Raw genomic sequence first — 22,262 nt, 5'->3', positions numbered from 1 at the left:
CCGGAGAGTTAAACGACCTCTTCAGTATCCCTTGTTGACATCCACCGCATTCAGCAGCGGCTCGCCATTCTTGGTGCGGATGATATTTTCCGCGACCAGCCGGGCGACGCTTGCGGGATCGGAAATGCTGGCGACATGCGGCGTAATCCGTATTTTCGGATGGCTCCAGAATGGATGATCGGCAGGCAGGGGCTCTGTCCTGAAGACATCCAGCGTCGCAGCGGAAAGCTGTCCGCTATCAAGGGCGGGGATCAGGTCTTCATCCACCAGATGCGGGCCCCGCCCGGCATTGATAATGCCTGCCCCTTCCGGCAGCTTGGCGAAAAGATCCCTGTTCAGGATGTTTTCCGTTTCGGGGGTGAGGGGGAGCAGGCAGACAAGAATTTCCGTACGCGCCAGAAACGCCTTCAACTGGTCATCGCCGAAAAAGCTTGTGACCCCGTCGATATTCTTTAGTGACTTGCTCCACCCGGCGACATCGAAGCCGAGAAACTGCAAAGCCCTTGCCGCACCGCTCCCCAATTCTCCCATGCCGAGAATGCCAACTTTCCGTTCGGTTGCAAAAGGAGCGAAATGTTCCTTCCAGACATGTTCCCGCTGCTGCGCGTCATAGGCGTGGCAGAAACGGTGATGGTTCAGGACATGCTGCACGACATATTCGGTCATGCGGCCGGTCAGGTTGGGATCGACCACGCGCGAGAAGGGCAGGTGCCGGGGGAAATCCGGATCGGCGAGCAGATGGTCGACCCCCGCGCCGAGGGAATAAATGGCCCGCAAGTTCCTGAATTTCGCGAGCTCTCCATGCGGCATTTTCCAGCAAAGCGCATACTCGATTTCATCAGGGTCGCCAATATCCGGCCAGATGCGGACTTCAAGATCGGGGACATATTTGTTTAACTCCCGCCGCCACCAGTCCGGTCGATCAATATTGCTTTTGAACATCAGGGCCATTTTTGTCTCCGCTTCTCAATTGGCGATAGTTTAGCTGCTTACAACGCCGGGGGTGGCGGCTTCCAGATCGAATGCCGCCTTCATCAGGGCTTTTGTATAGTCTGTGGCCGGATTGTCAAAGATTTCCGTGGCCGGGCCTTGTTCGACAATCTTCCCACGCTGCATGACAATAACACTGTCGGCCATGGCGCGCACAACCTTGAGGTCATGACTTATAAAAAGATAGGTCAGATTATGGCGGTTCTGCAAGTCACGGAGAAGATTGACGATTTGCGCCTGAACCGACATGTCGAGGGCCGAGGTCGGCTCGTCCAGCACGATGAATTTCGGCTTCAGGATCAGGGCGCGGGCAATGGCGATGCGCTGCCGCTGTCCGCCGGAAAACTCATGCGGGTAGCGATCCTGCGCTTCCGGCGGAATGCCGACTTCCTTCAGGACATCGGAAATTCTGTCCCGCCGTTCCAGACGGCTGCCCCGCCCCTCATGGACGATCAACCCCTCTTCAATGATCTGACCGACCGAAAGGCGCGGGCTGAGGCTGGAATAGGGGTCCTGAAAGACAATCTGCATCTGGCTGCGAAGCGATCGGAGTTCCGACCAGCGTTTGTCTTGGATCGCCTTGCCATCAAACATAATCTCCCCCTCGGAGGAGATCAGGCGCAGCAGCGCAAAACCCAGCGTGGACTTCCCCGAGCCGCTTTCTCCGACAATGCCGACCGTATGCCCCTGTTTAACGTGGAGCGTAATGTCATCGACGGCCCGGACATGATCGACAGTGCGCCGGAGCAGCCCTTTTTTTATCGGGAAATAAACCTTCAGATTTCGGCAAGACGTGATGTCGGGAACGGCTGCATTCTTGCGAATGGGGAGCCCCTTCGGCTCCGCATCGAGCAGCATACGGGTATATTCATGGCGGGGGCGGAGGAATATCTCCTCGGCCGTATTGGCTTCGACGATCTCCCCGTCCGTCATCACGCAGACATTCTTCGCCATTTTACGGACGATGCCAAGATCATGGGTGATCAGCAGGATCGCCATGCCGAGACGCTTTTGCAAGTCCGCCAGAAGTTCCAGAATTTGCGCCTGAATGGTCACGTCGAGAGCGGTTGTCGGCTCGTCCGCGATCAGCAACTCCGGTTCATTGGCGAGCGCCATGGCGATCATGACCCGCTGCCGTTGCCCGCCGGAAAGCTGATGTGGATAGGCATTCAGCCGTTCGTCAATGGCGTCCAGCCCGACCAGTTCCAGCAGTTCCCGCACCCGCGCACTCGCAGCCTTTTTGCTCATCCCCTTGTGGACAAGAAGTGTCTCATTGATCTGTTTCTCGATTGTATGCAGCGGATTGAGAGAGGTCATCGGCTCCTGAAAGATCATGGAGACGCTGTTGCCGCGGAATTTCCGCATTTCCTTCTGTGGGCGGCCAACAACCTCCGTGCCATCAATTTTGATAGAACCTTCCGGGTGGCGTGCAAGCGGGTAGGGCAGCAGTTGCAGAATGCTGAGCGCTGTCACGGACTTGCCCGAGCCGCTTTCGCCGACGAGCGCGAGGGTTTCTCCCTTTTCGATATTGAAGGAGGCGCCTTTAACGGCCGGAACGTCCTTTCCGTCCGATTTGAAGGTCACCCAGAGGTCATTGACTTCGACAAGCGCCATTACTGAAAAGTCTTTCTTGGATCGAAGGCGTCGCGGATCCCTTCCTGCATGAAGAAGGCCAGCGTCAGCATGATGGACAGGGTCAGGAAGGCGGTAATGCCAAGCCAGGGCGCCTGCAGATTGGCCTTGCCCTGCGCCAGCAACTCGCCAAGCGACGGAGAACCGGGCGGCAGGCCGAGCCCCAGAAAATCAAGCGAGGTCAGGCTGACAATCGACCCGGTCAGAATAAAGGGGAGAAATGTCAGGGCGGAGACCATGGAGTTCGGCAGCAGATGCTTGAACATGATGACGCTATCGCGCACGCCAAGCGCGCGTGCCGCCCGGACATAATCGAAATTGCGGGACCGCAGGAATTCCGCCCGCACAACGCCGACAAGGCTGGGCCAGCTGAACAGCAGCAGCAGGAAGAGCAGGATCAGGAAACTCGGTTCGATCAGGGCGGCAAGGATGATCAGGATATACAGGCTTGGCATGCCGCCCCAAATCTCCAGCAAGCGCTGGAAGATCAAATCCACCCAGCCGCCGAAATACCCCTGCACCGCGCCGGCGGCAACGCCGATGATCGAGCTCAGGATCGTCAGAATCAGACCGAAAGCAACGGAAATACGATAGCCATAGATAACGCGGGCAAGCACATCTCGCCCCTGATCATCGGTGCCGAGCCAGTTTTCCGCATCCGGCGGGGAGGGGGCGGGGGACGTCAGGTTGTAATTGATCGTGGTATAGCTGTAACGGATCAACGGCCAGACCTGCCAGCCCTTCTCGTTAATCAGATCGGCAACAAACGGGTCGCGATAATCCGCCTCGGTCTCGAAATCGCCGCCGAAGGCCGTCTCGGGATAGGCGATGAGGAACGGGAAATAAAGCTGATCATCAAAGGAAACGACGAGGGGTTTGTCATTGGCGATCAGCTCTGCGAACAGCGAAATGATGAACAGGGTCACGAAAAAGATCATCGACCAGTAGCCGCGCCGGTTGGCCTTGAAGTTATTAAGCCTGCGTCGATTGATGGCGGAAAGGGCCATGTTTATACCTCCCGCGCTTCAAAATCGATGCGCGGATCGACCAGTGTGTAGGTCAGATCCCCGACCAGATTCATGATCAGCCCGAGCAACGCAAAGACATAAACGGTGGCGAAAATAACCGGATAGTCGCGGTTAATGGCGGCTTCAAATCCCAGCAGGCCAAGCCCGTCGAGGCTGAAGATGACCTCGATCAGCAGGGAGCCGGTAAACAGGATACCGATAAAGGCGCTCGGGAAACCGGCAATGACGATCAGCATGGCGTTGCGGAAGACATGGCCATACAGCACGCGCCGTTCGCTTAAGCCCTTGGCGCGGGCGGTCAGGACATACTGCTGGCTGATCTGGTCGAGAAAGGAGTTCTTGGTCAGCTGGGTAAGGGCGGCAAAACCGCCAATGACAAGGGCCGTGATCGGCAGGGCAAGATGCCAGAAATAATCACCGATTTTGCCAATCAGGCTGAGCTGTTCCCAGTTATCGGAGGTGAGGCCGCGAAGCGGAAACCAGTTGAAATAGGAACCGCCCGCAAAAAGAACGATCAACGCGACGGCGAACAGAAAACTCGGGATCGCATTGCCGATGATGACAAGACTGCTGGTCCAGATGTCGAATTTCGATCCGTCCCGCACCGCCTTGGCGATACCGAGCGGGATGGAAATCAGATAGACCAGCAGCGTCGTCCATAGCCCGATGGAGATGGAGACGGGTAGCTTTTCGATCACCAGATTGACGACGGTTTCATCGCGGAAATAGCTGCTGCCGAAATCGAACATCAGGTAATTCTTCATCATCAGGAAGAAGCGTTCATGGGCCGGTTTGTCAAATCCGAACTGGACTTCAAGCTTTTTGATAAATTCAGGGTCGAGCCCTTGCGCGCCGCGATAAGAGCTTTCACCGCCAACCGAGGAAGCGCCGCCGCCTGCCATATCGCCGCTGCCGCTGCCGCCGATGCGAGCCGTTGCGCCGACGGCGGTTCCCTGAATTTCGGCGATGATCTGTTCAATCGGCCCGCCGGGGGCGAACTGGATAACCACAAAATTGAGAACCATGATGCCGAACAGCGTCGGTATCATGAGCAGGATGCGTCTCAATATATAGGCAAACAACGACTACTTCCCCCGTCCGAGATGTTGAACTATTTCCCCTGCCGGGCCGTCAGCTCCTCGGCTTTTGCCGGATCATACCACCAGCTTTGCAGAACCGCACGGTCAAAACCCGGTTTCTCTGTGTCAGGTCGGCCAAATTTATCCCAATAGGCAATGAAATGCGTGTTCTTATACCATTGCGGGATGAAATAGTAATTCCACATCAGCACCCGGTCGAGCGCGCGGGCGGCGGTTACAAGGTCATCTTCTGTTTTCGCCTCGATTATCTTTTCAATAAGGGCGTCGACCGCCGGGCTTTTGACGCCCGCAATATTCAGGCCGCCCATAACATCCGCCGAGGCCGAGCCCCACCAGTTGCGCTGTTCGACGCCGGGAATCTCCGGCTGCGGGAAGCGCCGGATGACGATATCGAAATCGAAGTCGCGGACGCGATTTTGCCAACTGGCGACGTCTATGATCCGCACGCTGGCGTTTATGCCCGCCCGTTTCAGATTGGCGATGAACGGGTTGATAATGCGGGTTATGGTCTGTTCATAGAGCAGAAATTCGACGGTCATCTGCTGTCCGCGTGCATCGATAAGGCGGTTGCCCTCAATCGTCCAGCCAGCCGCACGGAAAAGCTCCAGCGCCCGGCTGATCGGGGTGCGCATGTTGCCTGAGCCGTCTGTCTTCGGCGGGGAGAACTCTTTCGTAAAGATAGCCTCAGGCAGAATATTCCGATACGGGCTCAACAATGCCAGCTCAGCCGGGGAAGGGAGTCCGGTCGCTTTCAGCCGTGAATTTTCAAAAGCCGAACCAAGGCGGTTGTAAAGGCCATGAAAAAGATTCTGGTTCGTCCATTCGTAGTCGAACAGCAGGCCGAAGGCTTCCCGCGCCGCAGCATTATCGAAAGGCGCGCGGCGAGAATTGAGAAAGAAGGCCTGCAATCCAGTCAGGCTGGCATCCGGCAATATGTCCCGCTTGATAAATCCGCTTTTAACGGCGGGCTTGTCGTCATATTCCGTCGCCCAGGAGCGGGCGGTGAATTCTTCGCGAAAATCATATTCGCCGGCGAAAAACGCCTCAAGCGCGATGGTCCTGTCCCGGTAGTAATCCACCTGAATGACATCGAAATTGAAACGCCCCTTATTGACGGGCAAATCTTCCGCCCAATGGTTTTTCACCCGCTCATAGACGAGTGTGCGGCCGGGGCTTACCCGGACGAGCCGATAGGGGCCCGATCCCAGCAGCGGTTCCATGCTGGTTACGGCAAACTCCCGTGTCTCGAAGGAAGCTTTCGAGAGAATAGGCATGGTGCCGACCTGTGCCGGTAGATCGCGGGTGAGGGCATCAGCACGAAAATCGAAGCGGATACTGTCCGGCGCGAGAACATGCGCGGCAATTACATCCCGGAAATTATTGGCATATCGCGGATGTCCCTTTTCTTTCAGAGTATTGAAGGTGAAGGCGACATCTTCTGCTGTGATCGGGCTGCCATCATGAAAACGCGCATCGGGCCGCAGGGTAAATTCCGCCCAATTGCCAGCGTCATCCAGGGTAATGCTTTTTGCAAGCAGGCCATAAACGGCGTCCGGTTCATCGAAAGAGGGGGTCATCAGCGATGTGAAATTGAAATAGAGCTCGCCGCCCCGGTCGCCGTTGATCACGCCCGGATTGCCCTTCAGCAGGAAGGGGTTGACGGTATCGAAGCTGTCCAGATCACGCAGCTTGATGGTTCCGCCTTTTGGCGCCTTCGGATTTACATAGTCGAAATGGGTGAAATCAGGGCCGTATTTCAACGCTCCGAATGCGGAAAAACCATGACTTGTTTGCGGTTCGGCGCTGACGCCTGTCGTCATAAGCAGGAAGACTGCGATCAGCGATGGCAGGGCTCTTTTCATCTCACCTCTCCGTCGGCAATCAGGCTATTCTTTTTCTTCCAGCTTTTTCAGCCCTTCACGCAACCTTGCTTCTTTCTCCGGATCGACCCACCAGCTCAGGATATCCGGCCCCTGAGATGGATTGACATCCGTATGGCCAAATTTGTTCCAGTAGGCGATACGGTCATAGGCGGCGTGGAACTGGGGAATGACATAGAAATTCCAGCTCAGCACCCGGTCGAGCGCGCGAACGGCAGGGATCAGCTTCTCATAGGTCGGGGCGGCGATCAGATTTTCAATCAGGGCGTCGATGACGGGGCTGTTGATGCCCATGACATTGCGGCTCTCAGGCCGTTTCCCCGCGGCACTGCCCCAGAATTCCCGCTGCTCATTGCCGGGACTGATGGATTGCGCCAGAACCACGGTCGTTATATCGAAGTCATAACTGCGCAGCCGTTCCGCATATTGTGAACTGTCGACAACGCGGGCTGAGGCATCAATACCAAGTTTTTTCAGGTTTTTGATGAACGGGCCGGTGCTGCGCAGCCCGTTGGGATCATACATGAGAAACTCAATCGTGAGCGGCTGCCCGCTGTGCGGGTTAATCAACTTTCCATTCTTTACATGCCATCCGGCGTCTTCGAGGATTTTCTTGGCGGTTTGCAGGGGTTCGCGATCCCGACCAGAACCATCCGTTACAGGCGCCTTATAGGCGGGCCCGAAAACACGCGGTGGCAACTGGTCGCGATAGGGTTCCAGTATGGCAAGCTCTTCCTCGGAAGGCTTTCCTTCGGCGGCCATAACGGAATTTTCAAAGTAACTGTTCGTCCGGCTGTATTGATCGAACATGATGTTCTTGTTCAGCCATTCAAAATCATAGGCATATCCCAAGGCTTCACGAAGGGCGGGATCCTGAAATTTTTCCCGCCGGAGATTGAAGGCATACCCCTGCATTCCGGCAGACCGTTCATTCGGAATTTCTTCAAGGACAACAAGCCCCTCCCGGACGGCCGGGAAATTATATCCGGTGGCCCAGTTCTTGGCGCTATTTTCCGAACGGTAATCATACTCCCCGGCGGCGAAAGCTTCGAGGCGGACGGATGAATCACGATAGTAATCATAGCGGATCGTATCGAAATTATAGCGCCCCTTGTTGATGGGCACATCGGTCCCCCAGTAATCGGGAACGCGTTCATAGGTGATATAGCGGTTGGCCTCAAAATCCTTTACGCGGTAGGGGCCGGACCCCAATATCGGTGTCAGGGTCGTTTCGTCAAATTTACGCGACTCAAAATGTTTTTTGGAAAGGACCGGCAGAAGCTGTCCGACGATTTGCGGCAATTCCCGGTTTGGCGGGCCGGAGAATATAAATTTGATGCGATGGTCGCCAATTTTCTCGGCCGATTGCACATTCGCATAGTAATATCGGAAAAGCGGTGCGCCCATTTCCTTGACCGCATCAAGGCTGAAAATCAGGTCTTCCGGCGTTATTGGCGTTCCATCATGGAAGCGGGCCTCGGGACGAAGATTGAAAATCGCGAAAGATAGATCCTCGGCAACTTCCACGCTTTCGGCGACGAGGCCATATTCCGCGCTGGGGTCGTCATAGGACTGGCTCATCAGGGTTTCAAATGTAAGCCCGATGCCGCTGGCAGATTGACCTCTGGCGATATAGGGGTTGAGATTATCAAATCCCCCTTCAGCAGACAGTCGGACACTTCCCCCCTTTGGGGCGTCAGGATTGGCATATTCAAGATGTGTGTAATCAGGGCCGTACTTTAGAGGTCCTGCCAGGGACAGCCCATGACTTTTGATGGTTTTGACATCCTCGGCAGTGGCGGGAAATGAGAGGCCCAGCAGCAGAATTGCAGTTGCGGCTGTTTTCAGAAAACCCATAAATGTCCTCACTGGATACCCCTTGTTGAACCTTAATGATCAAGATGGGCGGTTTGCCAGGGGACATCAAGAAAAAAAGCCGTGAACTGGCGGCTAGCTCTACATTTGTCTTGGTCCAGTTTAATGATTGGCCAAAAAAATAGGCAGGTCTGAGCGTGTGATCTTACGCAAAAAAAACACCGGATGTTTTACCATCCGGTGGGTATTGATTGTGGGCTCGGGTGCGCGTCTTGTCACCGGCCAGAATATCAGTTTGCGTCGCCCGCCGGTTTTTCTTCCGTTGCTGCTGGGGCTTCCGTCGCACCTTCTGTGTTAGTTTCAGCGCCTTCGCTTGCTTCAGCGGGCTTTTCTTCCTCGACAACAGGCAGGGGAGTATCGCTCTTGCCAAGGCTGCGGAGATAGAGAATCAGGTCGGCGCGCTCTTCCGGTTTTTTGATGCCGGGAAACGCCATTTTGGTGCCTTTGATATAATCGCTCGGCTTGGTCAGGAAATGGTTGAGATTTTCATATGTCCATTCGCCGCCTTTTTCATGAAGCGCGTTGGAATAGCTGAAGCCATCAACCGCGCCCTTCACGCGATCCAGAACGCCATAGAGATTGGGACCAATCTTGTTGGCGCCGCCTTCTTCAGCCGTATGGCAGGTGGCGCATTTTTTGAATGATTGCTTTCCGCTTTCAGCATCGGCAGAGGCCAGCAGGACGGCGAGGGACGGGCCCGTATCCTCTTCCTCGTCGGAGGCAACGTCCGTGGAGGTGATTGCGCTCGTATCAATCGCATAAGCGGGAGACTCTGGATATGTCGGATGGACCGCGAGCTTGGCGACCTCATTGACAACCAGCAAAATCAGAACGCCCGCCAGAACGGCGCCAATAATTTTGTTTAATTCGAAACTATTCATTGCTGCCCTCAGCTTTTTATATCCTTGCGGTACCTCTTACCAGCGACGATAAAAAATTGCGAGCGGAAATTAACTGCTTTCTCCTGCGGGGCGCAAGACGTATATACTCATTTTATTGTTAAAATTCGTCTTTTGGATCAAAATCATGGGATATGCACCGCAAAAACCGCTGATTGTCATTCCTGCCCGCATGGCGTCGAGCCGACTGCCGGGAAAGCCGCTGGCTGAGATTGGCGGCCTGCCGATGATTGTTCAGGTGCTCCGCCGGGCCGAGGAAGCGAATATCGGACCGGCCATAGTCGCTTGTGCTGAAAAGGAAATCGCCGATATCGTGGCGGCGGCGGGGGGAACGGCGATCCTGACGCGGCCGGATCATCCCTCCGGTTCCGACCGCGTGTTTGAGGCGGCGGAGATTTTTGATCCCGACGGGGCGTTTGATGCCATCGTCAATCTTCAGGGCGATCTTCCCGCACTTGATCCCACCGCTATTTCCGCCGTGTTCCAGCCGCTACAAAATGTCGCAGTCGATATTGCCACGCTCGTCGCCGAGATTACCGATCCGGATGAGCTTGCCGATGAAAACGCCGTCAAGGCCGTGGTGTCGCTGACAGAAGGGCAGGGGATTGGCCGGGCCCTGTGGTTCAGCCGGTTGAAAGCGCCCGGCGGGGCGGGCGCGCATTATCACCATATCGGACTGTATGCCTATCGCCGCGCGGCGCTCGCGAAGTTTGTGTCCCTGCCGCCTGCGCCGCTTGAACAGCGGGAGCGGCTTGAGCAGCTTCGTGCGCTTGAAGCGGGGATGAGAATTGACGCGGCCGTCGTTGACACGGTGCCGCTTGGCGTTGATACTCCCGAAGATCTGGCGCGTGTCCGCCGCATGTTTGTTTCCTAAGAATTTGAGAAGTTGAAGATGTCAGATATTGATCCCGACAATCGCATTGCCTTTCAGGGGGTTCCCGGGGCATATGGTCACCTGTCCTGCGCCACGGTTTATCCGGAGATGGAGGCGATTGCCTGTGATACTTTTGCGGATACCCTGGCGATGGTGCGCGACGGGGACGCGGCGCTTGCCATGATCCCGATCGAGAATTCCCTGGGCGGGCGGGTCGCTGACATTCACCATCTTCTGCCGGAATCCGGGCTTTATATCATTGGCGAGCATTTTCAGCCCGTGAAGCATCAGCTGCTTGGTGTTCCGGGGGCGACGCTTACCGATGTCAAATATGTACACAGCCATGAACAGGCACTGTCGCAATGCCGGGGACTGATCCATGATCTGAAGCTGGAGCCGATGATCCATGCGGACACCGCGGGATCGGCGAAGATGATTGCCGAACTCGGGGACAAGACACAGGCCTCCATCGCTTCCAGCCTGGCGGGAGAAATCTATGGATTGCAGGTCCTGCGGGACCGGGTGGAGGATCGCATCGGCAATACGACGCGCTTTGTCATCATGTCGGGGCAGCGTCAGGACCCGGACCCCAGAGCGGGAAGCTGTATGACCAGCTTCATTTTTCAGGTCCGCAGCCAGCCCGCGGCCCTTTACAAGGCGCTTGGCGGTTTTGCCACCAACGGCATCAACGTGACAAAGCTGGAAAGCTATATCACGGACGCGAGCTTTGAAGCCGCGCAATTCTATATTGATATCGAAGGGCATCCGGAGGAAGCCCGGGTAGCCCGTGCGATTGAGGAACTCCAGTTCTTTTCCGCCAAGCTCAAAATACTCGGTGTTTATCCAATGAACCCCTATCGGCGGCAGTATGGTGCCTGATTAGTCTTGATCAAGTCGATAGGATTGAATATAAGCGCTTGCATTTCCAGATGGGCGGATTGCCGGAATTGGAAGGGAAAGCAATGCTGAAAAACTATCTTGAGGCAGTGGCCTCCCTCAGTGGCGCCCAGAAGCTGTTTCTGCTGGCGGCGGTCGTCGCCATGGCGATTGTGGTAACGGCGTCAAACATTCTGGTCGAGATGCCCATCAACGACTGGCTGACCTGGGGCGCGCTGTCCTATCCGGTTGCCTTTCTTGTTACGGACATCACCAACCGCACTCTGGGCGTACGGGTCGCCCGTTATGTGGTTGTGGTTGGCTTTATTGCCGCAGTTATTATGTCCCTGCTGATTGCTGACTCCCGAATTGCCATTGCCTCCGGTTCGGCTTTTCTGGTTGCCCAGCTTCTTGATGTGACGATTTTTGATCGGTTGCGCCGACAAAGCTGGTGGAAGGCGCCGGTGATCTCCTCCGTCATTGCATCATTTGTGGATACGGTCATCTTCTTCTCGCTTGCCTTCGCCGGAACGGGCCTGCCGTGGCAGACTTGGGCAATGGGAGATTATGCCACCAAGCTGGTCATGGTGGTGGTTCTGATCCTGCCGTTCCGCGGTCTTATCCGCATTACCGATCCGCTAACGCTCGCGCCGCTGGCCCGTTAGGACATCGGACGCGGCGGGAGGAAACAGTCTTTCCCCTGACGCGGTCTTATGCTATCAGAAAAGAACCTATCTATGTGTGACTAGGGTTCCACCGCCTGCGGGTTCGGACCGAGCGTCATGTAAAGCCGAGAGCGGCAGACACCTTAAAGAATAAAAGGCTAGGGGGGATAGAGGGGTGTGCTTTTGCGCGCCTTTAACCTTGTCGATTGAGGTGTCTCTATGGATTTTGCCGCTATCTTTCTGATTCTTGCTGCCGCCGGTTGCCATGCGACCTGGAACTTCCTGATTAAAAAACTGAATGGCGGGCCGGAGCTGGTCTGGCTCTTTTCCTTCGTTACGTCCTTTCTTTATCTGCCGCTGGTGCTCGCGGTTATAGTTATTGAGCGCCCGGAATTTGGCTGGATTGAGTTCCTGTTTCTTGGGGGCAGCGGATTTCTCCATCTCGCCTATTTCCTGCTGTTGCAGCAGGGATACAGACATGGGGATCTGTCGGTTGTCTATCCAACGGCGCGCGCATCCGGTCCGCTGTTGTCCATAACATTCGCCGTTCTGATCCTGGGCGAGCATATGACCACGCAGATTCTGATGGGAGGCTTGGCCATCATCATCGGTGTGTTTTTTCTAACCGGCGGTTTCAGGGGGGGCGCGACGAACCTCAGGGCATCGCTTCTGTTCGGGCTGGCGACGGGCGTTCTGATCGGCAGCTATACGGCATGGGATGCCTATGCGGTCACGGCCCTGATGATTTCACCAGTAATTGTCGATTATGCCTCCGCCATTGTGCGCAGTGTTGCGCTGGCTCCCTATGCCGCCCTGCACAAGACCCGCGTCACCGGGCTCTGGCGGGATCATAAAGGATCCGTGATAGTGATCGCCCTTCTGAATTCGCTGGCCTATATCCTGTTTCTGATTGCAGTAACGCTGACACCGCTGGTTTATGCGGCGCCCGCGCGCGAGATCAGCGTGCTGCTTACCGTTATGCTGGGCACCTTGATCCTGAAAGAGGGGCGATTCCGCGACAGGATGATCTGGGCGGGGCTTATCCTGATGGGTATGGTGCTGCTCGCGACTGGTTAGTCCGCGGCGTCTTCCACCCAGGATTTTGCAAGCTGATGGGCAAGGGCTATGGGGCCGCCCATGCGAAGGCCGCTCGGCTTGCCGCTTTGCTGCATCATCATCCTGACATCGTCCTTGCTGAACCAATCGGCATCGGCGAGTTCTGTCCGGTCAATCACGATATCCTCATTCATTGCCTCGGCGAAACAGCCGATCATGAGGGAGGAGGGGAAGGGCCAGGGCTGACTCTGGTGATAACGGACATTTTTAACCCGAATGCCGGATTCTTCGAAAACTTCGCGGGCAACGGCCTGTTCGATGGTCTCTCCGGGCTCGATAAAACCGGCAAGGCAGGAAAAAAAGCCGGGCGGGAAGTTCGCTCCCCGGCCCATCAGGCATTTATCGCCGCGGGTGACCATCATGATGGCGACCGGATCCGTGCGGGGGAAATGCGATGCCTTGCAGTCGGGATCCTGGCAAATGCGTGAATAGCCCGCTTCCTGCGACCGGGTGGAGGCGCCGCATACGGCGCAAAAGCCATGCCGGTTATGCCAGTCGATCATGGATCTGGCCTGGGCCAGCGCGCCCGCTTCCCCAGGGCTTAGCTGCGGCGCGACTGAGCGCACATCAATGAACTTTCCCCATTCCGGGTTGGGGGGCTGCCGCGGGTTTTCCATTGCCGAGACATCAATGGCGAAATGACAGGTGTCGCCGTCATCGATGCCAAGGAAAACCATTTCCGCGCGATTCTCTATAAATTCGCGGACGTCCGCCTCCGGACGCCAGTCAATCGCCGCCATCCCCCGAAGGTTGATAAGAGCTTTCAACTGATGCAACGGAAGAAACCGGCTATTCGGATCTTTTATTTTTTGTTCTATCCAGTCCGGATCGTTCCGGACATGTGACGCGCGGTCGAGATTTCCACCGCCAAAGACAATCGGCTTATTCATGAATGCAGATTGTCATAAACTTTTGCGCCCCGCAATCTCCAAGACATTGCCCAGCCGTTAAAAAATTGCGAGGCGGGCGGCGCGGGATGAAAAAAATCACGAAAAGGGCTTGCTTCTCTCGCCTAACTGCATGATATAGGCGATGGAAGGCTGGCGATGGGCGTGCCTCTCGCCAACCCGGTCAGATCCGGAAGGAAGCAGCCGTAACGAGTTTCGGTGCGGGTTGTTGCCAGTCTTCTTCCTATTTCCCAAAATATGAGCTTAACGCTGAAATTAGCGCCGCTTTGGCTGGCGCTGGATAAAAGTTTTCTGCTATGATCCGGCCATGTCGATGGATCAAGCCAATACTCCCTACCGGGTTCTTGCCCGGAAGTACCGCCCTAAAAATTTCGATGAGCTGATCGGCCATGAGGCAATGGTGCGAACCCTTTCCAATGCGCTGGAAACGGGGCGGCTGGCCCATGCCTTTATCCTGACGGGAACGCGGGGGATCGGCAAGACAACGACGGCGCGCATTATTGCCCGCGGTCTGAACTGTATCGGTCCTGATGGGGATGGCGGCCCGACGGTGTCTCCCTGCGGTGTTTGCGCCAATTGCATCGCGATATCCGAAGACCGGCATCAGGATGTGCTGGAGATGGACGCGGCGAGCCGCACAGGCGTTGATGATATCCGGGAACTGATAGACGGGGTGCGCTATCTTCCGACCAGCGCGCGTTTCAAGATATATATCATTGACGAAGTGCATATGCTCTCGCGCAATGCGTTCAATGCCCTTTTGAAAACACTGGAAGAACCGCCGGAGCATGTGAAGTTCATCTTCGCAACAACGGAAATCCGCAAGATTCCGGTGACCGTTCTCTCCCGCTGCCAGCGGTTTGATCTCAAGCGCGTCGATGGGGAGACACTTGCTGCTTATTTCTCGACAATCGCCGAGAAAGAACAGGCACAGGTTGAGCCTGATGCGCTGGCGCTTATCGCCCGCGCGGCAGGCGGCTCAGTGCGGGACGGACTGTCCCTTCTCGATCAGGCTATTGCCCATGGGGATGGTGCGGTAACGGCTCTTCAGGTGCGCGACATGCTCGGGCTTGCCGACCGGACCCGCATCCTTGATCTTTTCACGCTCCTGATGGAAGGCAATATCAAGGAAGCGCTGGCGGTATTGCGCGGGCAGTATGACAGCGGCGCCGATCCGATTGTCATTATTCAGGACCTGCTGGAACTGACGCATTGGCTGACCTCGATGAAAGTCACGCCCGAAGCCGCGACCAATATCGCCTTGGCGGGGGGAGAGGTCAGGCGCGGAGAGGAACTGGCCGCGAAACTCTCCATGCCCGTGCTCGCCCGCAGCTGGCAGATGCTTCTGAAGGGGCTGGAGGAAGTCAGCCATGCACCTATGCCGCTTGCCGCGGCGGAAATGCTGCTTGTCCGCATGGCCTATGTCAGCGACCTGCCGACGCCCGGCGACATGGCGCGTCAGCTTGCCGATAATCCGGCGGCATCGGCGTCCGCTCAACCGACCGTCAATGGCGGCACGCCTTCCGGGGCTCGCGGCAGCACGGCGGGTTATGGCGCAACGGCATCCCGCGCTACTGCTGTGGCCCTGTCACGGGCAGAGGCCGCGCCCGAGTCGGGCAGAGAGGCGCGGGCACATCTGTCACTTGTCGCCAATAACGATCCTCAGCCGGACATCCGGCGAGAGGCGGAGGCTGATAGAGAGTCGAAGACCGAGGTTGCCGAAAGCGAGCCGGAAGCCGTCAAAGCGCCGCTGCAGTCCATGGAGGATGTGGTCAATTTGCTGATCGACCGGCAGGATATCAAGCTGAAAGCCGAGGTTCTGAATTTTGCCCGGCCTGTTTCCTTTGAGCAGGGCGTGATTGAATTCAGCCCGGCGCCGGGAGCCCAGCCGGACCTTGCCAGTCGGCTTGGCCGGCGCCTCAGAGAGATTACCGGGGAACTCTGGGATGTTCGCATGACCGCCCATGCCGAAGGGGCGGAAACGGTTGCGGAAAAACGCCAGAGTGACAGGGCGGCTGAAATTGCAGCGCTGGAGGCCCATCCGGTCGTGCGGAATATCAAGTCGCATTTTCCGGCAGCCATGATCCGGGAGGTCCGGCATCTTGGCCCTTCTCTTGACAGTATGCTTCCCGATGACATATCCGGTGAAGATGACATTGATGACGGAGATATTTTCGAATGAAAAACCTTGGCAACCTGATGAAGCAAGCCAAAGAAATGCAGGCCAAGATGGCCGAAATGCAGGCCGAACTGGAAAGTCATGAAGTGACGGGGGTCTCTGGTGCCGGAATGGTCAAGGTCACACTGAACTGCAAGGGCGAAATGCGCAAATTGAAGGTAGATACGTCGCTGGTCGATCCGGAAGACAAGGAAGTGATGGAAGACCTGATTGTCGCCGCCCATGCCGATGCGCGCAGCAAGGTGGATTCCTACACAGCCGAAAAAATGAAGGAAATGACCGGCGGATTGCAGCTTCCCCCCGGAATGCAGATGCCTTTCTGAAACGTCAGAACGTTATAGCCCTTCAATGAGCCAGTCCGAAATTGATCTGCTGATCCAGCTTCTCTCCCGTCTGCCGGGGCTTGGCCCCCGCTCGGCCCGGCGGGCAACCCTGCATCTGATCAGCCGCCGGGAAACCCTTCTGACGCCGCTGGCAACGGCGATGCAGGCGGCGGCCGACAAGGTGAGAATCTGCCAGACCTGCGGCAATCTTGACGTGACAGACCCATGCGGCATTTGCCGGAATGAGGAGCGGGAGAGGGGGTTGCTCTGCATTGTCGAGGATGTGTCGGACCTCTGGGCGCTGGAACGTTCCGCCGCATTCAAAGGATGTTATCATGTGCTGGGGGGCACATTGTCGGCGCTTGACGGGATCGGGCCAGAGGAACTGAATATTGAATCCCTGGTCCATCGTGTGAAGGAAGGCGGGATATCGGAGGTTATCCTTGCGCTGAATGCAACCGTGGAGGGGCAGACAACCGCGCATTATCTGTCGGACCGGCTCGCCGATTTAAATGTGCAGATTACCCGTCTTGCCCATGGGGTGCCCGTCGGCGGGGAGCTTGACTATCTTGATGACGGTACGCTGTCGGCGGCGCTGAAATCACGCCGCTCCATGAGTTAGGACTCCCGTTCCATCTGACGCGGGGCTTCCGGTGGAGCGGAGAGAAGATCACCTTCCACATCGCCAAGCTGTAATTCTTCTATCCTCTCGGCGCGGCTGCTGACTTTGCGGCTCGAAACCTTAATCTGCTCGATATCATTTCCCGCCTGAACGAAATGTTTTGACAGGTTGCCAACGCGCGCATCCAGCCGTTCGATGTCTTTCAACAGGATGCTGATTTCCTTCTGGATGACGCCTGCCTGCGCGCGCATCTGGCTGTCTTTCAGGACCGCGCGGACGGTATTGAGCGTCGCCATCAAGGTTGTCGGAGAAACAATCCAGACCCGCGATTTATAGGATTTTTCAAGGATCGCCGGAAATCCGGCATGCAGCTCCGCATAAACCGCTTCGGAGGGGAGAAACAGAAGTGCGGATTCCGCCGTCTCTCCCTCCAGAATATATTTCTCGCTGATATCCGCGATATGCTTCATCATGGCCGTACTGAAGGCGCGGGCGGCCTGTGTTTTTTCAGCCTCGCTTTCCGCCTGTCGCATCATATGAAAGCTCTCCAGCGGGAATTTCGCATCAACGACGATGGGTCCCGGCGGGTTCGGCAGTTTGATCAGGCAGTCCGCCCGTTTGTTATTGGGCAGTGTCACCTGAAACTCGTAAGCCGAGGGGGGCAGCGCCGATTTGACCAGATCATAGAGCTGGATTTCCCCGAACGCCCCGCGGGCCTGCTTGTTGGCGAGAATATCCTGCAATCCGACCACCTGTGTGGACAGTTCGGTCAGGTTGTTTTGTGCCTTGTCGATCACGGCGAGGCGAGCCTGCAATTCGGAAAGGCTCTGCCCGGTTTTCTCGGCAGACTGGTTCAGGCTGTCTCCCAGCCGTTTGGAAACTGAATCCAGCCGTTCGCTCAAAGTCCGGTTGATCTCCGCCCGGCTGGTGGCCGTGTCATTGGAAACCTGTCGGAGTTGGCCTTCAAGCTGCGCCTGACGGCTGAGAAGGTTTTCAGCGAGTCGGTTGAGGGTTTCACTGTTTGCCGAGGCCCTTTCCGCAAGCGTCTGCGCTTTCGACATTCGGAAGATCAGAACCAGAATAACGATAAAGAGCAGCCCGATAACAACAGCCAAGGCCATTTCGGGCTGAATTTTCTGGATAAACTCTTGCAAAACCGGCTCCTCCCCGGGGACCATTGGCCTTGACGAATGCAAATAGGCATAATACCTACTCATTTGTACGCCAAATGTACACCGTAACCTTATCACCAATGGAATGCCATGGCCCTTTTGCCTATATATACAGCGCCTGACCCGTTGCTGAAAACCATCTCGAAACCGGTTGCAACGGTGGATGCGGAGATCCGCAAACTGGTCGAGGATATGTTCGAGACCATGTATGCCGCGCCGGGCATCGGCCTCGCCGCCATTCAGGTGGGCGTGCCGAAGCGCCTGCTGGTCATGGATGTCGTCGGCAAGGGACGTGAGGATGAGGCGCCGCAGCCGCTGGCCCTGATCAACCCGGAAATCACCTGGGTGTCCGATCATGATGTGACCTATGAGGAGGGCTGCCTGTCCGTTCCCGAACATTATGCCGATGTGGTCCGCCCGGCCGAGGTGGAGGTAAGCTATCTGGATGTGGACGGGAATATGCAAACCCTTCGCGCCGATGGCCTGCTGGCAACCTGTGTTCAGCATGAGATGGACCATCTCGATGGTATATTGTTTCTTGATCATCTCTCAGCATTGAAACGCAACATGATCCTCCGAAAGCTGCTCAAGCAGAAAAAGCTGGCAAGCTGAGGGGGCGTCATGGCCGGATTGCGACTTGCCTTTATGGGGACGCCGGCCTTTTCGGCTCATATCCTGAAAGCCTTGATAGACTCTCAGCATGAGGTAATCTGTGTCTATTCCCAGCCGCCGCGCCCGGCGGGCCGGGGCAAGAAGCTGATGCCGTCTGCCGTTCACAAGCTGGCGGAGGAGGCGGGTATTCCCGTTCGCACCCCCTTGTCGCTTAAACCCGTCGATGTTCAGCAGGAATTTGCGGATCTCGGCCTCGATGCGGCGATTGTGGTTGCCTATGGCCTGATCCTGCCGCAAGCGGTGTTGGACGCGCCGGAATATGGTTGCCTCAATCTGCATGCGTCGCTTCTGCCACGCTGGCGGGGGGCGGCTCCGATCCAGCGGGCGATCATGGCGGGAGATGTTGAGACCGGCATTGCCGTCATGCAGATGGAGGCAGGGCTGGACACCGGGCCCGTGCTGGCAGAAACCCGCCTGCCCATAACGGAGGAGACAACGGCGGGCAGTTTGCATGACGAACTGGCGGCGGCGGCCGTGCCGCTCCTCCTCTCGACATTGGAACGGCTGGGTGATCCGGATTTAAAAGCGGTGCCGCAGTCAGACCGGGGCGTCACCTATGCGGAGAAAATCACCAAGGCAGAGGCGGCCATCGACTGGCCGCGCAGCGCGATTGAGCTGGATCGGCATATTCGTGGTCTTAACCCGGCCCCTGGGGCTTTCTTTGAATATCAGGGGCAGCGGATCAAGCTGCTGGCCGCCAAACCGGTTGAAGGGCGCGGGCAACCCGGTGAAGCGCTGGATGATCAACTCACCATCGCCTGCGGGGCGGGGGCCCTCCGCCTGATTACTTTGCAGCCTGCCGGGAAAGCGCCGATGAGCGCCGCCGCCTTTTTGAACGGCCGTCCCGTCCGCAAAGGGGACAGGCTGGCCTGATGCCCTTTTACCGTGTCACCATTGAATATGATGGCCGCGCTCTTGTCGGCTGGCAGCGGCAGAAAAATGGACCCTCCGTCCAGCAGCATATCGAAGAGGCAATCTTTGCCTTCTGCGGGGAAGAAGTGCGCATTCAGGGCGCCGGGCGCACCGATGCAGGCGTGCATGCATTGGGGCAGGTGGCGAATTTCGCCCTTGCCTCATACCGCAAGCCGGAGGTAGTGATGAATGCCCTTAATTTTCATCTGAAACCGGCGCCCGTCGCCATTCTTGATTGTGTGGAGGTGGATGAGGATTTCAGCGCCCGCTTTTCCGCGACCCGCCGGCATTATCTTTATCGCATCATCAATCGCCGGGCTCCGCTGACTGTAGATGCCGGACTCGCCTGGCATGTGAAACGGGATCTGGATACCGCGGCCATGGCGCGGGCGGCGTCCGTACTGGTTGGGCAGCATGATTTTACAACCTTCCGGGCCGCCGCCTGTCAGGCGAATTCGCCTTTACGTACTCTCGACAAACTTGAGGTTTCCCGGGCGGGGGAGTTGATAGAAGTGCGAACTTCTGCGCAATCCTTTCTGCATAATCAGGTGCGGGCCATGGTCGGCAGCCTGTCGCTGGTCGGCACAGGGCAGTGGACGGCGGGTGATCTTCAGGCGGCATTGGAGGCGCGGGATCGGCAGCGGGCGGGGCCCAACGCGCCGCCTTACGGGCTCTATCTCACACAGGTGGATTACAGCTAGAGCAGCGGTTCGGTAAACAGCCAGCCGGCAAAGAGTGACTGGACCAGAACAACCACGAGAAATTCAAGAAAGGCAAATCCGGCGGCAATCAGCCCGGTGGTGTTCAGCGTGACCTTCAGGATGTACCAGAGATAAGCATATGTCGCGATGATAAAGATGAGGTTGAGCAGGCTGCCAAATCCCGGCGGCAGGATACCGGCGGCAATAACCGTAACCGGCAGCCAGATCAGGATCAGCCCGAACTGGACCCAGTTATAGACAATGGCTAATGTGCCATAGTGTGCCCCGAGCCCCATGAAGCGCGTCAGTAGCCCCATGACGAAAAGATAGGTCCCCCAACTCACCCAAAGCGCAAGGCACAACAGCAATATGAAGGGAACGAAGGGGGTTGCGGTATCAAATGTCCGGTAATCGAACGCATTTTCAACAGCGAAAACCGGAGCCGCGAGCAGCATGGCGTAAAAGGAGCGATAAAACCCGTCCGTTGAAAGATTAAAGGCGGAAAGGGCATCCGGCGCGCGCTTTGCCAGAAGAAACGCGCCAGTGAGGGATGATCGGATTTCCTGAAGGCTGATCATCAGCGTTTCTGGAAATAGCTTTTCAGGATATCTGTATAGATATCCGCCAGCGCCTCAATATCGGCAAGGCTCGCCCGTTCGTCAATCTTATGCATGGTCTGGCTGATCAGCCCGAATTCGGCCACGGGGCAGAAGTCTTTTATGAAACGGGCGTCCGATGTCCCGCCCGTGGTTGACAGGACTGGCTTGATGCCAAGGCGCTTTTCAATTGCCGTCGAAATCAGGGCGCTGAATTCTCCTTCCGGCGTCAGGAAGGGTGCGGAGTTTTTCCGGCAGTCCAGTGAATAATGGCAGTTTCTTTCGATTGCGACTTTATCGAGGATATCGCGCACAGTGTCTTCCAGACTGTCGAGAGTATGTTCGGTATTGAAACGGATGTTGAATGTTGCCTGTGCGGTTCTGGGGATCACATTGGTGGCCGCATTGCCGACATCAATGGTGGTGAATTCCAGATTGCTTGGCTGGAAATGCTCGGTCCCTTCATCAAGGACATAAGAATCAAGCGCCGTCACCATGGCCGCAAGATGGGGAACGGGGTTGTCCGCCAGGTGCGGATAGGCGACATGCCCTTCCGTCCCGGTAACTGTCAGATATCCGGTGAAAGAGCCACGGCGGCCGATTTTGACCATCTCGCCCAGTTCGGACGGATTGGTCGGCTCGCCGACGATACAATGATCGATCACTTCACCCTTTTCAGACATCCAGTCCAGCACCTTACGGGTGCCGTTAATGGCCGGGCCTTCCTCATCGCCGGTAATCAGCAGACTGATGGAGCCGTTAAAATTTCCGCGGATTTCCGTGACAAAACGCTTTGCCGCAACGGCAAATGCGGCAACGGCGGCTTTCATGTCCGCAGCGCCGCGGCCCAAAATCATGCCGTCCCGGATCGTACCGTTAAAGGGATCGACGCTCCAGGCGTCCTTATCTCCGGCCGGGACCACATCCGTATGCCCTGCGAAACAGAAATTGGGAGCGGATGTGCCGAACCGGGCATAGAGATTTTCCACATCCGCCGTTCCCGCTTCGGAAAAGGTCAGGCGATGGCAGGTAAAACCGATTTCTTCGAGAGCGGCCTGCAACACATCAAGGGCACCTGCGTCAGCCGGGGTGACACTTGCGCAGCGCATCAGGGCCTGCGTCAGGGCGACGACATCGGAAATTTCTGTATTCTTGTCCATAGATGACCTTTACCGCCCGCCGGGCTGTGCGGTCAATGGGGAAAGGTGGGTGCGCGCGCATATTTGTCTTCATGATTGCCCT

General features: G+C 56.6%; 21 protein-coding genes and 1 other RNA gene. 11 read left to right on the top strand and 11 right to left on the bottom strand.

The window, feature by feature from the left end:
* Window positions 1-21: 21 nt before the first annotated feature.
* The 7 genes from CMN55_RS07050 to CMN55_RS07020 form a co-directional block, all read right to left on the bottom strand.
* Complete coding sequence (locus tag CMN55_RS07050) at window positions 22-951, bottom strand: 2-hydroxyacid dehydrogenase (RefSeq protein ID WP_293948870.1); 930 nt, start codon at window positions 949-951, stop codon at window positions 22-24.
* Between the two features lie 30 nt (window positions 952-981).
* The gene (locus tag CMN55_RS07045) at window positions 982-2,604 is read right to left on the bottom strand and encodes an ABC transporter ATP-binding protein (RefSeq protein ID WP_293948869.1); all 1,623 of its coding nucleotides are present in this window, start codon (window positions 2,602-2,604) and stop codon (window positions 982-984) included.
* Window positions 2,604-3,629, bottom strand: a complete 1,026-nt coding sequence (locus tag CMN55_RS07040; protein WP_293948867.1) for an ABC transporter permease — start codon at window positions 3,627-3,629, stop codon at window positions 2,604-2,606. Before CMN55_RS07040 ends, CMN55_RS07045 begins: the two co-directional genes overlap by 1 nt.
* Window positions 3,630-3,631: 2 nt before the next feature.
* Window positions 3,632-4,732, bottom strand: a complete 1,101-nt coding sequence (locus tag CMN55_RS07035) for a microcin C ABC transporter permease YejB (RefSeq protein ID WP_293948865.1) — start codon at window positions 4,730-4,732, stop codon at window positions 3,632-3,634.
* 29 nt (window positions 4,733-4,761) lie between these two features.
* Window positions 4,762-6,612, bottom strand: a complete 1,851-nt coding sequence (locus CMN55_RS07030; RefSeq protein WP_293948863.1) for an extracellular solute-binding protein — start codon at window positions 6,610-6,612, stop codon at window positions 4,762-4,764.
* 24 nt (window positions 6,613-6,636) lie between these two features.
* The gene (locus CMN55_RS07025) at window positions 6,637-8,487 is read right to left on the bottom strand and encodes an extracellular solute-binding protein (protein WP_293948861.1); all 1,851 of its coding nucleotides are present in this window, start codon (window positions 8,485-8,487) and stop codon (window positions 6,637-6,639) included.
* A gap of 248 nt (window positions 8,488-8,735) precedes the next feature.
* Window positions 8,736-9,386: a c-type cytochrome gene (locus CMN55_RS07020; protein ID WP_293948859.1), complete on the bottom strand. Its 651-nt coding sequence runs from the start codon at window positions 9,384-9,386 to the stop codon at window positions 8,736-8,738.
* A gap of 145 nt (window positions 9,387-9,531) precedes the next feature.
* Here CMN55_RS07020 and CMN55_RS07015 point away from each other — a divergent pair, with 145 nt between their 5' ends.
* The 4 genes from CMN55_RS07015 to CMN55_RS07000 all read left to right on the top strand — a co-directional run bounded on the left by CMN55_RS07015 (window position 9,532) and on the right by CMN55_RS07000 (window position 12,896).
* Window positions 9,532-10,278 (top strand): 3-deoxy-manno-octulosonate cytidylyltransferase, encoded by a 747-nt coding sequence (locus tag CMN55_RS07015; RefSeq protein WP_293948858.1) that lies wholly within the window; start codon window positions 9,532-9,534, stop codon window positions 10,276-10,278.
* Between the two features lie 18 nt (window positions 10,279-10,296).
* Window positions 10,297-11,157: a prephenate dehydratase gene (locus CMN55_RS07010; protein ID WP_293948856.1), complete on the top strand. Its 861-nt coding sequence runs from the start codon at window positions 10,297-10,299 to the stop codon at window positions 11,155-11,157.
* Window positions 11,158-11,240: 83 nt separating this feature from the next.
* A complete protein-coding gene (locus CMN55_RS07005; RefSeq protein ID WP_293948854.1) occupies window positions 11,241-11,819 on the top strand; it encodes a queuosine precursor transporter in 579 nt (192 codons plus the stop codon).
* 219 nt (window positions 11,820-12,038) lie between these two features.
* Window positions 12,039-12,896, top strand: coding sequence for a DMT family transporter (locus tag CMN55_RS07000; protein ID WP_293948852.1), 858 nt, complete (start codon window positions 12,039-12,041; stop codon window positions 12,894-12,896).
* Here CMN55_RS07000 and nudC read toward each other — a convergent pair.
* Entirely contained in the window at window positions 12,893-13,825 is a 933-nt protein-coding gene (nudC, locus tag CMN55_RS06995) for an NAD(+) diphosphatase (protein ID WP_293948850.1), read from the bottom strand. The genes CMN55_RS07000 and nudC overlap by 4 nt on opposite strands.
* A gap of 145 nt (window positions 13,826-13,970) precedes the next feature.
* On the opposite strand from nudC, the gene ffs reads away from it, so the two are divergent.
* The 4 genes from ffs to recR all read left to right on the top strand — a co-directional run bounded on the left by ffs (window position 13,971) and on the right by recR (window position 16,967).
* Window positions 13,971-14,066: signal recognition particle sRNA small type (gene ffs / locus CMN55_RS06990), an RNA gene on the top strand.
* Between the two features lie 84 nt (window positions 14,067-14,150).
* Window positions 14,151-16,025 carry a DNA polymerase III subunit gamma/tau gene (locus CMN55_RS06985; protein ID WP_293948848.1) on the top strand — a complete coding sequence of 625 codons (1,875 nt, stop codon included), beginning with the start codon at window positions 14,151-14,153 and terminating at the stop codon, window positions 16,023-16,025.
* Window positions 16,022-16,345, top strand: coding sequence for a YbaB/EbfC family nucleoid-associated protein (locus CMN55_RS06980; RefSeq protein ID WP_293948846.1), 324 nt, complete (start codon window positions 16,022-16,024; stop codon window positions 16,343-16,345). The genes CMN55_RS06985 and CMN55_RS06980 overlap by 4 nt, the downstream gene beginning before the upstream one ends.
* A 25-nt stretch (window positions 16,346-16,370) precedes the next feature.
* A complete protein-coding gene (gene recR, locus CMN55_RS06975) occupies window positions 16,371-16,967 on the top strand; it encodes a recombination mediator RecR (RefSeq protein WP_293948844.1) in 597 nt (198 codons plus the stop codon).
* Here recR and CMN55_RS06970 read toward each other — a convergent pair.
* Entirely contained in the window at window positions 16,964-18,121 is a 1,158-nt protein-coding gene (locus CMN55_RS06970; protein WP_293948842.1) for a DNA recombination protein RmuC, read from the bottom strand. The genes recR and CMN55_RS06970 overlap by 4 nt on opposite strands.
* A gap of 108 nt (window positions 18,122-18,229) precedes the next feature.
* Between CMN55_RS06970 and def the strand changes: the two genes are divergently transcribed.
* Genes def through truA form a run of 3 tightly spaced genes read left to right on the top strand, consistent with a single transcriptional unit; the run spans window position 18,230 to window position 20,424 of the window.
* On the top strand, window positions 18,230-18,751 hold the full coding sequence (gene def, locus CMN55_RS06965; protein WP_293948841.1) for a peptide deformylase: 522 nt from the start codon (window positions 18,230-18,232) through the stop codon (window positions 18,749-18,751).
* 18 nt (window positions 18,752-18,769) lie between these two features.
* Window positions 18,770-19,684, top strand: coding sequence for a methionyl-tRNA formyltransferase (gene fmt, locus CMN55_RS06960; RefSeq protein ID WP_366932004.1), 915 nt, complete (start codon window positions 18,770-18,772; stop codon window positions 19,682-19,684).
* Window positions 19,684-20,424, top strand: a complete 741-nt coding sequence (gene truA, locus CMN55_RS06955) for a tRNA pseudouridine(38-40) synthase TruA (protein ID WP_293948839.1) — start codon at window positions 19,684-19,686, stop codon at window positions 20,422-20,424. Before fmt ends, truA begins: the two co-directional genes overlap by 1 nt.
* Here truA and CMN55_RS06950 read toward each other — a convergent pair.
* Window positions 20,421-21,002 (bottom strand): hypothetical protein, encoded by a 582-nt coding sequence (locus CMN55_RS06950; RefSeq protein ID WP_293948837.1) that lies wholly within the window; start codon window positions 21,000-21,002, stop codon window positions 20,421-20,423. The two genes, truA and CMN55_RS06950, sit on opposite strands and share 4 nt — an antisense overlap.
* A complete protein-coding gene (gene dapE, locus CMN55_RS06945) occupies window positions 21,002-22,180 on the bottom strand; it encodes a succinyl-diaminopimelate desuccinylase (protein ID WP_293948835.1) in 1,179 nt (392 codons plus the stop codon). Before dapE ends, CMN55_RS06950 begins: the two co-directional genes overlap by 1 nt.
* Window positions 22,181-22,262 lie beyond the last annotated feature (82 nt).

Origin of the sequence: Sneathiella sp. (assembly GCF_002694385.1) — a bacterium.
Lineage (GTDB): Bacteria > Pseudomonadota > Alphaproteobacteria > Sneathiellales > Sneathiellaceae > Sneathiella.
This window is presented reverse-complemented; position numbering and strand designations above follow the sequence as displayed.

What these genes read in the sequence shown, in the direction of transcription:
- CMN55_RS07050 (WP_293948870.1), bottom strand. Translation starts at nt 951, where the DNA reads ATGGCCCTGATGTTCAAAAGCAATATTGATCGACCGGACTGGTGGCGG.
- CMN55_RS07045 (WP_293948869.1), bottom strand. Translation starts at nt 2,604, where the DNA reads ATGGCGCTTGTCGAAGTCAATGACCTCTGGGTGACCTTCAAATCGGAC.
- CMN55_RS07040 (WP_293948867.1), bottom strand. Translation starts at nt 3,629, where the DNA reads ATGGCCCTTTCCGCCATCAATCGACGCAGGCTTAATAACTTCAAGGCC.
- CMN55_RS07030 (WP_293948863.1), bottom strand. Translation starts at nt 6,612, where the DNA reads ATGAAAAGAGCCCTGCCATCGCTGATCGCAGTCTTCCTGCTTATGACG.
- CMN55_RS07025 (WP_293948861.1), bottom strand. Translation starts at nt 8,487, where the DNA reads ATGGGTTTTCTGAAAACAGCCGCAACTGCAATTCTGCTGCTGGGCCTC.
- CMN55_RS07020 (WP_293948859.1), bottom strand. Translation starts at nt 9,386, where the DNA reads ATGAATAGTTTCGAATTAAACAAAATTATTGGCGCCGTTCTGGCGGGC.
- CMN55_RS07015 (WP_293948858.1), top strand. Translation starts at nt 9,532, where the DNA reads ATGGGATATGCACCGCAAAAACCGCTGATTGTCATTCCTGCCCGCATG.
- CMN55_RS07010 (WP_293948856.1), top strand. Translation starts at nt 10,297, where the DNA reads ATGTCAGATATTGATCCCGACAATCGCATTGCCTTTCAGGGGGTTCCC.
- CMN55_RS07005 (WP_293948854.1), top strand. Translation starts at nt 11,241, where the DNA reads ATGCTGAAAAACTATCTTGAGGCAGTGGCCTCCCTCAGTGGCGCCCAG.
- CMN55_RS07000 (WP_293948852.1), top strand. Translation starts at nt 12,039, where the DNA reads ATGGATTTTGCCGCTATCTTTCTGATTCTTGCTGCCGCCGGTTGCCAT.
- nudC (WP_293948850.1), bottom strand. Translation starts at nt 13,825, where the DNA reads ATGAATAAGCCGATTGTCTTTGGCGGTGGAAATCTCGACCGCGCGTCA.
- CMN55_RS06985 (WP_293948848.1), top strand. Translation starts at nt 14,151, where the DNA reads ATGTCGATGGATCAAGCCAATACTCCCTACCGGGTTCTTGCCCGGAAG.
- CMN55_RS06980 (WP_293948846.1), top strand. Translation starts at nt 16,022, where the DNA reads ATGAAAAACCTTGGCAACCTGATGAAGCAAGCCAAAGAAATGCAGGCC.
- recR (WP_293948844.1), top strand. Translation starts at nt 16,371, where the DNA reads ATGAGCCAGTCCGAAATTGATCTGCTGATCCAGCTTCTCTCCCGTCTG.
- def (WP_293948841.1), top strand. Translation starts at nt 18,230, where the DNA reads ATGGCCCTTTTGCCTATATATACAGCGCCTGACCCGTTGCTGAAAACC.
- truA (WP_293948839.1), top strand. Translation starts at nt 19,684, where the DNA reads ATGCCCTTTTACCGTGTCACCATTGAATATGATGGCCGCGCTCTTGTC.
- CMN55_RS06950 (WP_293948837.1), bottom strand. Translation starts at nt 21,002, where the DNA reads ATGATCAGCCTTCAGGAAATCCGATCATCCCTCACTGGCGCGTTTCTT.
- dapE (WP_293948835.1), bottom strand. Translation starts at nt 22,180, where the DNA reads ATGGACAAGAATACAGAAATTTCCGATGTCGTCGCCCTGACGCAGGCC.